Origin of the sequence: Pseudomonas sp. FP215 (assembly GCF_030687795.1) — a bacterium.
Lineage (GTDB): Bacteria > Pseudomonadota > Gammaproteobacteria > Pseudomonadales > Pseudomonadaceae > Aquipseudomonas > Aquipseudomonas salmasensis.
The window spans coordinates 1,251,460-1,265,414 of record NZ_CP117447.1 but is presented as its reverse complement, the minus strand read 5'-3'; the positions used below and the strand labels follow the sequence as shown (position 1 = coordinate 1,265,414).

Sequence of the window (13,955 nt, the reverse complement as noted above, 5' to 3'; positions counted from 1 at the left end):
CGTCTGCTGCCCAAAACAAGCCGTGTGCAGGGGAGACACCTAGAACCAAGCGCTAGGTATCCAACCTGATAATGAACAGCTGGGAGGGCTGGACGCTACGCCTGTTGTGTTGGAGTCCGCCAATCAGATTCATGACCTTTTGGTGATGCAGCGCCGTACCGAAGTCCGTATTTGTGAAACTGGTGTACTGCAGCCCAAATTGCCCCCTATTCACCCCCCGATAGTCCAGGGATCGATGTAAGGTTCTTCGGAACGCCCGGTCAGCGATAAACGCCCCCGACGTATCGACCAGGTGCAAACAATACAACCTATCGTCCCCTGCTCGCCTGAACAGCAGTTTGGTGCCTGACACCTCCAGAAGCTCTCCATGGGCAACCTTGGCCATTACTTCGGTCATCAATGCCCGCAGCGTCACCGGCCCCGGACGCGTGACGGCGTGATTGAAGTGCGGTTCAAAGCGATCCGAAGCAAAATCCACACGCCGCCAGGCTGCTGGCTGCGTACCTTCGTGCGCGCGCCCCAGAGGAATCCTCGGGTTCGATCCTATCGTGTGCCGCGTCGGTTCGAGCAGTGACAAAGGGGTATCCAAGGCTGTCTGCCCAGTACGCCATACCCGCAGCATGTCCACATACTTGTAGTCCTTGCGATACTTATTGAATACAGCCCGAGCGATCTGCGTGTGGCTCACTGAAGTCAAGTCTGGAAACGCCTCTTGAACATAGGCCGTGATGGTTTTCTCAAACGGTCTTCTTTCGATGACCTCCCAGCTTTGTGCTCCCCGTAAGTAGGCGGCCCGATCATAGGTGGCGATCATCGGTTGTTCGGTGGGGTTGTTGCGCAACATCAGTTCAAAGCTGTCAAAGTCGTCATAGGTGGTACCCGGCTTGTAGATACTTACATTGTCGGCAAACCACAGCGGATTCTCATGGGTGCGATAGTAAAGATCATCGATTTTAATAAAGTTGCCTTCGAGCTGAGACCAACCCGATTGCTGGCTGTAAACCGGTTTGTACTCCCAGATACTGAACATATCAGACTTACGTTGCAGCAAGGCAGGATCAATCTTCGTGCCCCAGGACTTCCATTGCTGAGTCACGATGACACTCGCGCGCGCCGCCGGCAGGGCAACAGGGGCGGTACGCCCTGGGTCTATACCCTGTAGCCGCAGCCTGGCCTGATCGAGCGTCGTGGTCGCATTGAGGTATTGACGAAATTCGACAGGAATATCGCGCAGCCCAATGGCTTGCAATTCCAGCGGGCCATCCCCCAGACGCCGCACCAGACGAAGCTCCATGGCCCGTTCCCGCCCGGCGGGAAACTCGAACGAATCCAGGACCCGTGCCGCTTGCACATCACCCAGGTCTGGGTAGAGCCGCATCAGGTCATCACGTGCCATACGCGAGTGATAACCGCCCCTCAGGCCACTCTCGGGCGAGCGTATGATCCATTCGTTAGCCGTGTTGCGAGTAATAGGCGGCAGGTGATAGTGATGCCGACCGTCTCGACGAGGGCTCTGCAAACGCCAGGTTCCGATTGACGTCGTCTCGTCATAGATGACCTTGAACCACTGGTCCTTTTCCTTGAGGAAATGCTGTCCGGGCGTCGAGCCTTTTCCCGCGCGGGTATAAAACCCTTGGCTTTCCCAGCCGGCCAATGGCGTGACGTCCTTGGGCGCCGCGTTGAGCGCCATCTGGTGCGGCAAGCCTGGCCGCGCCGAAGGAAGGCGCACAGGCGCGAACCCCACCGCACCGTCAATCAACGCCCCCACCATATAGCCGAATGCCCTGACAAACTCATGAGTCGCCCCCACGCTGTCATCATTTTGCAAAGCATCCAGGGCGGCACTCAACGCCATTGCGCTGCGCACCAAGCCAATGACAAACGTCACCTTGACCGGGAAAATCGCTAACGCCACTTCAACCAACCCTTCGATTACCGTCCAGGTGCTGCGCACATTTGACTCATGGGTACTGGTGGTCTTGCGGTCAGCCTGAGCGATGGCAGCGCGGGCCTCGAAATCGTAGGCCCGCTCCAGAAAATTGCCCTTGATCCCCCACAGAGAGATCTCGCTTCGGAAAATCCCTCTTCTGAATGTGGTTCGCAGTCGTGGCAGCGCAGAACCATCCATGCGCTCAAATAAATAATCCTGCCACGCATTGTTATTGACGAATTGATCCAGCAGTTGCGTCATACCGGTGTATTCGCGAAAGGCGCGCCCATCCGGGGACCGTGGGGTATACAAGGCGATCACATTGTTTTTCGGGTTGGCGCAGGTAACCGCCAGGACACCGCGCACGTGAATATCACGTATATAAAGCGCCGAAACGCTGACTTCATAGCCCCCCACCTTGGCCCGCTCCGCAGTCTCAGTGGGGTGGTCAAGCACGCTTTTGACCCGTGCATAACTGTCGCTCGTAAAGTCCTTGGCAATCTTGGCTTCAATCCCATCGACCCTGAGCTGCTTGCACATGACGTCGACGAAACTCTGCTTGAGCTGCTTGGCTTCGGCCGATGTCAGAAGACGTTTATTGAGAAACTCAATGTAGGAGCCGCCAATATCCACGTCACGTACCAGGTCCTTGACCTGTTGCGTGGTCAACGCCGTGTAGGGTTCCCCGTACAGGCTCAATTGGGACTTGGCCACAAACACCTCGTCCAGATAGTCGACATTTTCCAGGGCCAGCGCCGCCAGGCTTTTAGTGTCAGTGGAATAGTGCGGCTGGCCACTCTGCGGATTGGGCCTGGCGCCGGGAAAATAAAGACCAGACGCGGGGTTGGGCCGACGAACAGTGACCTGAATATCGCACGGGTCCGTCTCGATGCCGTACTGGTTTTCCAGCGCCTGGGCCAGTTGCTCACTGCTGTAGGCCAATAGCGTCTGCTGGTCACCATACTGTAAAACCGAGGGCAACCCCTCCCCGGTATAAGCACGTTCAAGTTCGCCCAGGTAGTCACGCGCGGCCGCTGCCCAGGCCTGTTTATCGGCCTCTGAGGCCGCGCTTAAAAACTGCTCGAGTTCGGCCTTGGAGCGTTTGGTTTCACGAGCGCGCAACACCTCGCTGACGCCGAAGCACTTTTGCATGTCCATGGTTCGATCCAGGCTGACTGGCAGCTGGCTGAAGTCTTCATCGGTGCCCCTTCGCTGATACCGACTCACCATGAACGCAAAATCATCGACCAGCTTTTCATACTGCGCCGCCACGCTGGCGCTGAAGACTGATTCAAGGATTTCTTGGTAGTCAAAGCAACCGGTGGTCTGTGCCTTATCACGCAGGGCCGTCGCCGGCTCGTAGTGTTTGTCCGCAAGCAGGGAGAATAGGCCATCGAACTCGTAGTCGGTGTTTAATCGCCGATGCAGTTCCTGATCCAGAAGCGCCAAGGACTGGAACGCCTCGAGGCCGCGATTAGGTGTAAACAAAACGACGATACCCACATTGACGCTGGTTGTTACCGGGCGAGCCACGAGCGGTGCAAGCGGCTTACTCCTGTTGGAGGACGAATCGAAAGGATCCCTAGCGGTCAGCATCACCGCACCCTGCAAAGGCATATCAGCGCCAGTACCTGCGCCCTTCAACACCACTGCGTAGGCCGCTGGCCTGTTGGGCCTTGCTTGCCGTGCGACCGCATCGGGATATGCCACGAACGTCTCGACCAGGCGCAAGCCGTTGGTGTTCAGCGTCCCATCGGCCCTGAGCAAGGAAGCTTCCACGCTGATCTGTTTGCTACGTGCCGAGATCACAGAATCCTGGGGCAAGCGCGGGTCGGTCGTACTGACTGCCTGTTTCCAGAAAGTATCCAGGCACGCCCGGTAGGCCGTCTGCAGCGAAGCCGACAGTTCATCGAGAAACGTGTCAAATGCAGCCGGTGTCAGCGATGAGGGCAACTGCTCGTCGGCTTCCTCGTCGCGGTCAAAGGTAAAAGTAGTGCTGCGGCTGGCAAAAGACGCGGGTTGCTGGTCAACGATTCGTCTGATGACAGCATCCATCACGCTAGGAAGCAGCCGAGTCGCCTGAACGGCGTCCTGCGCAACCACAACGTCGCTCGGATCGCTTTTGATAAATACCCGAGACGCGTCCAGGTTTGCGGTGGACGTGAACGTCGCATTTACCCGTTCATTGATAAAAGCCGAGAAGGTGGGGCGAGACCGCAGGAACTGCAGTGTGGTGTCGATGCCCTGGAGTTGGTCGCGGTAATGGGTCTTGTATTCGTTGTCCTGCGTCGCCGCAAGGCTTGCGGCAGGCGTGGAGGACAATCGGTAAGTCGGTTGCATGGTCGAGCCCTGAGTCAATGATTTCAGGGCTGAGAATTACGGATGTGTCGCTGGAAACAGCGTTACATACTTACCGGGAAGATCCTGACATACCCTATAACAATTAAAACGGCGTGGCAGAAGGCATACAACTGTGCCCGTGACGTTAACGTCACCCTGGCGTGTGACGTTTCTTCACGGCAAAGAGCCATCACGCTACTCGATTACACACTTTAACCTTCTTCAGTTCGCGCCAAATAAGTGCAGCGCCTCAGAGTCGTGCCCTTTCCTGGATCAGGATCCAGGGCGAGACCACCACCGCCCATAAACTCGGATCCCGTTCAACCAGGTCCAATGCCCGCGTCGCAGACACTTCGCCAAGGCTCCCGGCGGCTAGCCAGGCGGCGACTTTGTCCCGGTTGTCTTCGGCCATTCCCTCGGCTGCCTCGATCAAATCCAGGCTGGCATCGACCCACAATAGGGCACCCTTGGCAAAGAACGGCTCAAGCTCCTTCCAGGAAATTTCGGCGGTTTCACCGAGCAGCTTGGCATAGAGGGTGCTTGGTTCTTGCGTCATGGGAATTCACCTGAGTAAAAAATCGGCGCAATCATAGCCCCGTCGCTCAGGCAGAAAAACCCAGTAGCAAATGAAGTAACGATTGAAAGTGCCAGGAAAGCCAAGGAATGCCTTGAAAGCTGTTCGCATCCCGCCGCGATTCTGTCTTTTTCTTTCATTTAAGCGACATACCCAGGTTTTGCCCCCAGCTGCCAGCTTTTCAAGCCATCAGCCAGCGCTCTACACTGTACCGGTACAGTTGCCAGGGCAATGCCGGGGGGATATCCGCGATATCTGATCCGGTTCTGCAGCTCACAAGGCCGCTAGAACTATAAAAAATACAACAGTAAGAGTGGAGCACTATGAATAAGGCTACTAAGCAGATTTCCAAACTGTTTGCCGCTATGGTCCTGGCTGGGGTTGCCGGCCATTCGTTCGCAGCCGACACCATCAAGATCGGCATCGCCGGTCCCAAGACCGGTCCGGTGACGCAATACGGCGACATGCAATTCATGGGTGCCAAGCAAGCCATCAAAGACATCAACGCCAAGGGCGGCGTAGACGGCAAGATGCTTGAAGCCAAGGAGTACGACGACGCTTGCGATCCAAAACAAGCCGTGGCCGTTGCCAACAAAGTGGTCAATGATGGCGTCAAGTTCGTCGTCGGCCACCTCTGCTCCAGCTCCACTCAGCCAGCGTCGGATATTTATGAAGACGAAGGCGTCATCATGATTACCCCGGCTGCCACCAGCCCTGAAATCACGTCCCGTGGCTACAAGCTGATCTTCCGCACCATTGGTCTGGACAGCGCACAAGGCCCAGCGGCCGGCAACTACATCGCCGACCACGTGAAGCCGAAAATCGTTGCCGTACTGCACGACAAGCAGCAATACGGTGAAGGCATCGCTACCGCCGTCAAGCAGACCCTCGAGAAGAAAGGCACCAAGGTTGCCGTCTTCGAAGGCCTGAACGCCGGCGACAAAGACTTCTCCTCGATCATCCAGAAACTCAAGCAAGCCAACGTCGACTTCGTCTATTACGGCGGCTACCACCCTGAGCTGGGCCTGATCCTGCGCCAAGCCAAGGAAAAAGGCCTGAACGCCAAGTTCATGGGCCCAGAAGGCGTGGGTAACGACTCCATCTCGCAAATCGCCCAGGTCGCTTCCGAAGGCCTGCTGGTGACCTTGCCGAAATCCTTCGACACCGACCCTGCCAACAAAGCCATCGTTGAAGAGTTCGCCAAGAACAAGCAGGACCCAACCGGTCCGTTCGTGTTCCCGGCCTACTCGGCAGTTGAAGTGATTGCCGGTGGTATTGCTGCGGCCAAAAGCGAAGACACCGCCAAAGTGGCCGAGGCCATCCACGCCGGTACCTTCAAGACCCCTACGGGCGACCTGAGCTTCGACGCCAAGGGCGACCTGAAGGACTTCAAGTTCGTGGTCTACGAATGGCACTTCGGTAAACCAAAAACCGAAGTTTCCCCTCAGTAAGCCAGGCGTTACTGGTCAACAAGCCCACTGTGCAAGCAGTGGGCTTTGTTTTACGAGGTTTATGGGCCATGTCACCCGCGATCCGGGCGCTGGCTCACCTGAAAATCTTAAAACCGTCACCAGCGGTTCGCTGGCAAACGCTTTGTGCAACCTGGTCACAGAACAGGGCACCGAGCCGGAAATGACTCCACCAGTGAAATGCGTATCGGGTTTTTAGGAGCGCTGTAATGCCTGAGATCTATCATTTTTTCCAACAGCTGGTTAATGGCCTGACCATTGGCAGCACCTATGCCTTGATAGCCATTGGCTACACAATGGTTTACGGCATCATTGGAATGATCAACTTCGCCCATGGCGAGGTGTACATGATTGGTTCCTACGTGGCCTTCATCGCCCTTGCCGGGCTGGCCATGATGGGGATCCACTCCCTGCCGCTGTTGATGACCGCTGCGTTTTTGGCGTCGATCATCGTAACCAGTGCCTATGGCTACAGCATCGAGCGGGTTGCCTACCGTCCCCTGCGGGGCAGCAACCGTTTGATCCCGCTGATTTCTGCCATCGGCATGTCGATTTTCCTGCAGAACACCGTATTGCTGTCCCAGGACTCCAAGGACAAGTCCATTCCCAACCTGATTCCGGGGAGCATCTCCTTCGGCCCGGGTGGCGCACAAGAAGTGCTGATTTCGTACATGCAGATTCTGGTTTTCGTGGTCACCCTGGTGGCCATGCTGGGCCTGACGCTGTTCATCTCCCGCTCCCGTCTGGGGCGCGCCTGCCGGGCCTGCGCCGAAGACATCAAGATGGCCAACCTGCTGGGCATCAACACCAACAACATCATCGCCCTGACCTTCGTCATTGGTGCTGCGCTGGCGGCCGTGGCGGCCGTGTTGCTGAGCATGCAATACGGCGTGATCAACCCCAACGCCGGATTCCTGGTGGGCCTCAAGGCCTTTACCGCAGCGGTATTGGGGGGCATCGGCAGCATTCCGGGCGCCATGCTCGGCGGGCTGGTGCTGGGTGTGGCCGAAGCCTTTGGTGCCGATATCTTCGGTGACCAGTACAAGGACGTCGTCGCGTTCGGCCTGTTGGTTCTGGTGTTGTTGTTCCGTCCGACCGGCATCCTGGGCCGTCCGGAGGTTGAGAAAGTATGAGCAGATATCTTAAATCGGCGTTTTTCAGCGCCTTGCTGGTCTGGGCCGTGGCCTTTCCGGTACTCGGTCTCAAGCTGAGCATTGTCGGCATCAACCTGGAAGTGCATGGCACCGGGCCCGTCACCCTGACCGTCATCGCGCTGTGTTCGGTGCTGATGTTCCTGCGTGTACTGTTCACCCAGCAGGTCGGTGCCTTGTTCAAGGGCAACCGTGGCCCGTTGGTGTCGCCCAAGGTCAGCCAATTTCTGACCCTGCCGCGCACCCAGCGCTACATCATCATCGGGCTGATCATCGCAGCACTGATCTGGCCGTTCTTTGGCTCGCGCGGCGCGGTCGACATTGCCACCCTGATCCTGATCTACGTGTTGCTGGGCCTGGGCCTGAACATCGTGGTGGGCCTGGCCGGCCTGCTCGACCTGGGTTATGTGGGCTTCTACGCCGTGGGTGCCTACACCTACGCGCTGCTCTCGCATTACCTGGGCTGGAGCTTCTGGATCTGCCTGCCACTGGCCGGTATGGCAGCGGCCACGTTCGGCTTCCTGCTGGGCTTCCCGGTGCTGCGCCTGCGCGGTGACTACCTGGCGATCGTGACCCTGGGCTTCGGCGAAATCATTCGCCTGTTCCTGCGTAACCTTACCGACATCACCGGTGGGCCCAACGGCATCAGCAGCATCCCCAAGCCGACGTTCTTCGGGCTGTCGTTCGACCGCAGCGCCGCCGAAGGCATGCAGACCTTCCACGAGTACTTCGGGATTGCCTACAACCCGGTGAGCAAAGTGGTGTTCCTGTACCTGGTCGCGCTGTTGCTGGCATTGGCGGCCCTGTTCGTGATCAACCGCCTGCTGCGCATGCCCATCGGGCGCGCCTGGGAAGCGTTGCGCGAAGATGAAATCGCCTGCCGCGCCCTGGGCCTGAACCCGACCATCATCAAGCTTTCCGCATTCACCCTGGGCGCTGCGTTCGCAGGTTTCGCCGGCAGCTTCTTCGCCGCTCGCCAAGGCCTGGTGACGCCGGAATCGTTCACCTTTATCGAGTCGGCGATCATTCTCGCCATCGTGGTATTGGGTGGCATGGGCTCGCAACTGGGCGTGATCCTGGCGGCCATCGTGATGATCCTGCTGCCGGAAATGATGCGTGAGTTCAGCGAATACCGCATGTTGATGTTCGGCGCCATGATGGTGCTGATGATGATCTGGCGCCCTCAAGGCCTGCTGCCCATGCAACGTCCACACATGGAGCTGCGCAAATGAGCCGCGAGATCCTGAAAGTCGAAAACCTGAGCATGCGCTTCGGCGGTTTGCTGGCGGTCAATGGCGTGGCCCTGACCGTCAAAGAGAAGCAAGTGGTAGCGCTGATCGGCCCCAACGGCGCCGGCAAGACCACCGTGTTCAACTGCCTCACCGGTTTCTACAAGCCCAGCGGTGGCAGCATCCTGCTGGACGGCCAGCCGATCCAGGGCCTGGCCGGCCACGAAATCGCGCGCAAAGGCGTGGTGCGGACCTTCCAGAACGTGCGGTTGTTCAAGGACATGACGGCGGTCGAGAACCTGTTGATCGCCCAGCACCGTCACTTGAACACCAACTTCTTCGCCGGCCTGTTCAAGACCCCGGCGTTCCGCAAGAGCGAACGCGAGGCCATGGAATACGCGGCGTATTGGCTGGACAAGGTCAACCTGACCGAGTTCGCCAACCGCCCGGCCGGTACCCTCGCCTACGGCCAGCAACGTCGCCTGGAAATCGCCCGTTGCATGATGACTCGCCCGCGCATCCTGATGCTCGACGAACCCGCTGCCGGCCTGAACCCCAAGGAAACCGAAGACCTCAAGGCGCTGATCAGTGTGCTGCGTGAGGAAAACAACGCCACCGTGCTGTTGATCGAACACGACATGAAACTGGTCATGAGCATCTCCGACCACATCGTGGTGATCAACCAGGGCACGCCACTGGCTAACGGGACGCCGGAGCAGATCCGCGACAATCCTGAAGTGATCAAAGCCTATTTGGGGGAAGCGTAAAATGCTGCAATTCGAAAACGTTTCCACTTTCTACGGCAAGATCCAGGCCCTGCACAGCGTCAATGTGGAAGTGCGCCAGGGTGAGATCGTCACCCTGATCGGCGCCAACGGTGCCGGCAAATCGACCTTGCTGATGACCTTGTGCGGTTCGCCGCAAGCCTACAGTGGCAGCATCCGCTACATGGGTGAAGAACTGGTGGGCAAGCACTCCGCCGAGATCATGCGCAAGAGCATTGCGGTGGTGCCCGAAGGCCGTCGGGTGTTCTCGCGCCTGACCGTCGAAGAGAACCTGGCCATGGGTGGGTTCTTTACCGACAAGGGCGATTACCAGGAGCAGATGGACAAGGTGCTGCACCTGTTCCCCCGCCTCAAGGAGCGCTTCAGCCAGCGCGGCGGCACCATGTCCGGCGGCGAGCAGCAAATGCTCGCCATCGGCCGGGCGCTGATGAGCAAGCCCAAGCTGTTGCTGCTGGACGAGCCTTCCCTGGGCCTGGCACCGATCATCATCCAGCAGATCTTCGACATCATCGAACAGCTGCGCAAGGACGGTGTGACGGTGTTTTTGGTAGAGCAGAACGCCAACCAGGCGCTGAAAATCGCTGACCGCGCCTATGTGCTGGAGAATGGCCGGGTGGTGATGCAGGGCACCGGTGAGCAATTGCTGACCGATCCGAAGGTGCGGGAGGCGTACCTGGGCGGCTAAACAAAGGCTGCCATAGAAACCGGATCAAAAATGTGGGAGCGGGCTTGCTCGCGAATGCGGTGAATCAGCCAGGAAACTGTTGGCTGACACACTGCATTCGCGAGCAAGCCCGCTCCCACATTTGTTTGGTGTGAACCCTAATATTTAATTTATTTCCGAAGTCTGTGTAACGCAATTCGTCGAGCCCTCTCTAGTGGTGCATGCAGGCAATCAAGCCTGCGCATTCAACCACTGCTGGAGACACACCATGACCACCAAACTGTCCGCTGCCACCCTCGTTCTGGCCCTTGGTTCTGCCCTGAGCCTGTCCGCCCTGACCACCACCGCCCACGCAGCCGACGACATGCAGAAATGCTTCGGCGTGGCTGAAGCCGGCAAGAATGATTGCGCCGCAGGCGCCGGTACTTCCTGCGCTGGCACCTCCAAAACCAAAGACCAGGCCAATGCCTGGAAACTGGTCCCTGCCGGCACGTGCACCCAGACCCCAAGCACCACCTCGCCGACCGGTTTTGGCCAGGAAGCGGCCTTCACCGCCAAATCCTGACCCCCGCGCAGCCTGAGTATTGATGATGACGCTTACAGCCCAACACGCGGTCTCACCGGCTCAGGCGCCCGGCCTGCCCTATCGGGCCGGGCTGGGGCTCAAGACCGAGCACTTCACCGAGGTGCTCGAGACCTGCCCCGACATCGGTTTTTTCGAAGTACACGCCGAAAACTACATGGTGGCCGGCGGCCCGTTTCACCACTATCTGGGGTTGATTCGTGCGCAGTACCCCCTGTCACTGCACGGCGTCGGCCTGTCCATCGGCGGCGAAGGCCCTCTGGACCGCGAGCACCTGGCACGCCTGGCCACGCTGATCGAACGCTACCAACCCCAGTCTTTTTCCGAACACCTGGCCTGGTCCAGCCACGGCCCGGTGTTTCTCAACGACCTGCTGCCTCTGGCCTATGACGCCAGCACCCTGGAGCGGGTATGCGCACACGTCGACCAGGTACAAAGCACGCTCAAGCGCCCGATGCTGCTGGAAAACCCGTCCACCTATTTGCAGTTCCAGCGCTCTACCCTGGACGAAACCGACTTCATCAGCGAGATCGTCCGCCGTACGGGTTGCGGCCTGCTGCTCGACGTCAACAACGTCTACGTGTCCTGCATCAATCACCAGCGCGACCCGCTGGCCTACATCGATGCCTTGCCATTACACGCAGTGGGCGAGATTCATCTGGCCGGTTTTGCCGAAGACACCGACAGCTTGGGCGACCGCCTGCTGATCGATGACCACGGCGCGCCGATCGATAACGCCGTGTGGCAGTTGTACGCACAGGTATTGGCACGGACGGGAGCGGTGGCAACACTGATCGAGCGGGACAACCAGGTGCCCGCGTTCAGCGTGTTGCAAGCAGAGGCCCGGCAGGCCGAAGGGTATTTGTCGCAGGTGGCCCGATGAGTATTCAGCAGGCATTTGCCCAGGCTTTACTGGCCCCGCAAGCAACCTGCCCCGAGGGCGTGTTCAGCAGCAACGGTGCCGAGCCGGCGAGCCGCTTTGCGGTGTATCGAAACAATGTGCATAGCGCGTTGATCAATGCTTTGGCAGCCGCCTACCCGGTGGCACGGCAACTGGTCGGCGATGAGTTTTTCCGCGCCATGGCCGGCCTGTATGTCCAAGCCCACCCGCCTATCAGCCCGTTGATCAGTGAGTACGGCGGCACGTTCGCTGACTTTATCCAGGCTTTCGAACCGGCCTCAAGCGTGCCCTACCTGGCCGATGTCGCTCGGCTGGAACGCTTACGGGTTCGCGCTTATCACGCGGCGGATTGCCAGGTCCTGGATCAGCACAGCGTACTTGAGCAACTGCAAGGTTGCGCGCAACTGGGGCAACTGCGTGTACGACTGCATCCGTCACTCGCCACGCTGGAATCGTCCTACGCGGTGGTATCGGTTTGGGCGGCGCACCAGACCGACGGGGCCGTCGCCAACTTGAACCCCTGGCATGCCCAAGGCGCGCTGGTCTTGCGCCAAGGGTTGGCGGTCAAGGTATTCGCCGTCGACAGCGGATCAGTGACCTTTATCAACCGCCTCAACCAAGGCGCTGGGTTGGAGATGGCCATAGCTGATGCCCTGCAAGCCTCCACCGAATTCGATTTGCACCAATGTCTCACGCTGTTGATCAGCCACGACGCCATCACCCATTTGCACCTGCAACCCGAGGTATTGCCATGAACACTTCCGCTCCCTGCCTGGTAAAGCGAACCGTCGCACTGTTTGAAAAAATCCCCTACAGCCTGATCGCCTTTATCGCGCGCTTCTCCATTGCGGCGGTGTTCTGGAAGTCCGGGCAGACCAAGGTCGAAGGCTTTGCCATCGACCTGATCAGCGGCACCTTCCAATGGGGCGAGCCCAAACTTGCCGCCTCGACCCTGTTTTTGTTTCGCAGCGAATACCAGTTGCCTCTGCTGTCGCCGCAGGTGGCAGCGCACTTGGCAACCTTTGCCGAGCACTTTTTTCCGGTATTGATCCTGCTGGGGTTCGCCACGCGCTTTTCGGCCCTGGCCTTGATCGGCATGACCCTGACCATCCAGCTGTTCGTCTACCCGGACGCCTATCCCACTCACGGCACCTGGCTTGCACTGTTATTGCTGTTGCTTGCCAAAGGGCCGGGTTGGCTGTCCATCGACCACCTGATTGCCCGTCGTTATCGCTGAAGTCGGTCCAGTGCCTCGCCGCTGCGCTTGAACCCGTCCACCAGGTAGTCGGCCAACACCTGGGTACGCCGTGGCAGGCCGCCCTGATAGGGATGCACCAGGTACATCGGCATGCTGCGTGTCTGATAGTCGCGCAGCAGCCAGCGCAATCGGCCGTCAGCCAGTTCCGCGGGTAGAACGTAGGACGGCAGGCGGGCAATACCGGCGCCGACCAACGCGGCTTTTTTCAGCAGGTTGTAGTGGTTGGAGGCGAAGGTGCCGCTCACCTTTACCCGCAGCAATTCGTGTTGCTGGTGGTACAACCATTCCTCGCGGCCACTGTAATGGCTGTTGAGCAAACAGCTGTGCGCCGCCAGGTCTGCCGGGGTCTGCGGCTCGCCATGCTGTTCCAGATAAGCCGGGCTGGCGCAGGTCATCTCATGCCAGGCCAGCAAAGGCTTGGCTACCAGGCGTTCATGTTCGATGGCGCCGGAGCGTACGCCCAAGTCAAAGCCATCGCGTGCCAAGTCTCGATAGCTGTTATTGAGCTCCAGTTCGATCTGCACCTGGGGATATTGCTTGGAGAATTCCAGCAACAAACCATCGAAGAAGGTTTCGCCCAACGACACCGGGACGGTCATACGCACAGGGCCGGCCAAATCATCTTTGAGCCGCGCCAAGGCCTGGCGGGCGCGCTCTACCTGCACCACCAACGCTTGTGCCTGGGGCAGCAACGCCGCGCCGGCAGCGGTGAGGCTCAGCTTGCGCGTGGTGCGGTGCAGCAGTACCACGGCGAACTGCGCTTCCAACTGGCTGATGCGCTTGGACAACTGCCCTTTGCTGCAGCCCAATTGTGCAGCCGCCACGGTGAAACTGCCGGCTTCGATCAGCACGGCGAACGCCGCCAGGTCATCCATTTCGCTCATGGATTGTTTCCATTTGAAAACCAAAGGTTGCCTATTAGCGCGTTTATCCAGCTAAAAAGCCACACTAGACTGAATGCGAACCCATACCCCTGTAGGAGCGAGCTTGCTCGCGAAAAACTCAAGATCGCCGCCGTGTAGTCATTTTTACCGCGTGATCGTTGACGTTCTTCGCCAGCAAGCTCGCTCC

12 protein-coding genes are annotated in these 13,955 nt (G+C 58.7%); 9 read left to right on the top strand and 3 right to left on the bottom strand.

Annotated features, from left to right (window positions below; genetic code table 11):
* Positions 1 to 52: 52 nt before the first annotated feature.
* Entirely contained in the window at positions 53 to 4,270 is a 4,218-nt protein-coding gene (locus PSH76_RS05690; protein WP_305493717.1) for a dermonecrotic toxin domain-containing protein, read from the bottom strand.
* A 250-nt stretch (positions 4,271 to 4,520) separates the two neighbouring features.
* On the bottom strand, positions 4,521 to 4,826 hold the full coding sequence (locus PSH76_RS05685; protein ID WP_032895676.1) for a DUF2288 domain-containing protein: 306 nt from the start codon (positions 4,824 to 4,826) through the stop codon (positions 4,521 to 4,523).
* Between the two features lie 341 nt (positions 4,827 to 5,167).
* Here PSH76_RS05685 and PSH76_RS05680 point away from each other — a divergent pair, with 341 nt between their 5' ends.
* The 9 genes from PSH76_RS05680 to PSH76_RS05635 all read left to right on the top strand — a co-directional run bounded on the left by PSH76_RS05680 (position 5,168) and on the right by PSH76_RS05635 (position 12,863).
* The gene (locus tag PSH76_RS05680; protein WP_032895675.1) at positions 5,168 to 6,295 is read left to right on the top strand and encodes a branched-chain amino acid ABC transporter substrate-binding protein; all 1,128 of its coding nucleotides are present in this window, start codon (positions 5,168 to 5,170) and stop codon (positions 6,293 to 6,295) included.
* Between the two features lie 227 nt (positions 6,296 to 6,522).
* The gene (livH, locus tag PSH76_RS05675; RefSeq protein WP_003193535.1) at positions 6,523 to 7,446 is read left to right on the top strand and encodes a high-affinity branched-chain amino acid ABC transporter permease LivH; all 924 of its coding nucleotides are present in this window, start codon (positions 6,523 to 6,525) and stop codon (positions 7,444 to 7,446) included.
* Positions 7,443 to 8,696, top strand: a complete 1,254-nt coding sequence (locus PSH76_RS05670; RefSeq protein WP_003193536.1) for a high-affinity branched-chain amino acid ABC transporter permease LivM — start codon at positions 7,443 to 7,445, stop codon at positions 8,694 to 8,696. Before livH ends, PSH76_RS05670 begins: the two co-directional genes overlap by 4 nt.
* A complete protein-coding gene (gene livG, locus PSH76_RS05665; RefSeq protein ID WP_003193538.1) occupies positions 8,693 to 9,460 on the top strand; it encodes a high-affinity branched-chain amino acid ABC transporter ATP-binding protein LivG in 768 nt (255 codons plus the stop codon). The genes PSH76_RS05670 and livG overlap by 4 nt, the downstream gene beginning before the upstream one ends.
* Before the next feature lies 1 nt (position 9,461).
* The gene (locus tag PSH76_RS05660; protein ID WP_003193540.1) at positions 9,462 to 10,163 is read left to right on the top strand and encodes an ABC transporter ATP-binding protein; all 702 of its coding nucleotides are present in this window, start codon (positions 9,462 to 9,464) and stop codon (positions 10,161 to 10,163) included.
* A 247-nt stretch (positions 10,164 to 10,410) separates the two neighbouring features.
* Positions 10,411 to 10,707, top strand: a complete 297-nt coding sequence (locus PSH76_RS05650; protein WP_014717277.1) for a DUF2282 domain-containing protein — start codon at positions 10,411 to 10,413, stop codon at positions 10,705 to 10,707.
* Between the two features lie 22 nt (positions 10,708 to 10,729).
* Positions 10,730 to 11,608, top strand: a complete 879-nt coding sequence (locus PSH76_RS05645) for a DUF692 domain-containing protein (RefSeq protein WP_138762404.1) — start codon at positions 10,730 to 10,732, stop codon at positions 11,606 to 11,608.
* Positions 11,605 to 12,381 (top strand): DUF2063 domain-containing protein, encoded by a 777-nt coding sequence (locus PSH76_RS05640; protein ID WP_098950617.1) that lies wholly within the window; start codon positions 11,605 to 11,607, stop codon positions 12,379 to 12,381. Before PSH76_RS05645 ends, PSH76_RS05640 begins: the two co-directional genes overlap by 4 nt.
* On the top strand, positions 12,378 to 12,863 hold the full coding sequence (locus tag PSH76_RS05635) for a DoxX family protein (protein WP_032895670.1): 486 nt from the start codon (positions 12,378 to 12,380) through the stop codon (positions 12,861 to 12,863). Before PSH76_RS05640 ends, PSH76_RS05635 begins: the two co-directional genes overlap by 4 nt.
* On the opposite strand, the gene PSH76_RS05630 is transcribed toward PSH76_RS05635, so the two are convergent.
* Positions 12,854 to 13,768, bottom strand: coding sequence for a LysR family transcriptional regulator (locus PSH76_RS05630; RefSeq protein WP_032895668.1), 915 nt, complete (start codon positions 13,766 to 13,768; stop codon positions 12,854 to 12,856). The two genes, PSH76_RS05635 and PSH76_RS05630, sit on opposite strands and share 10 nt — an antisense overlap.
* Positions 13,769 to 13,955: the final 187 nt, after the last annotated feature.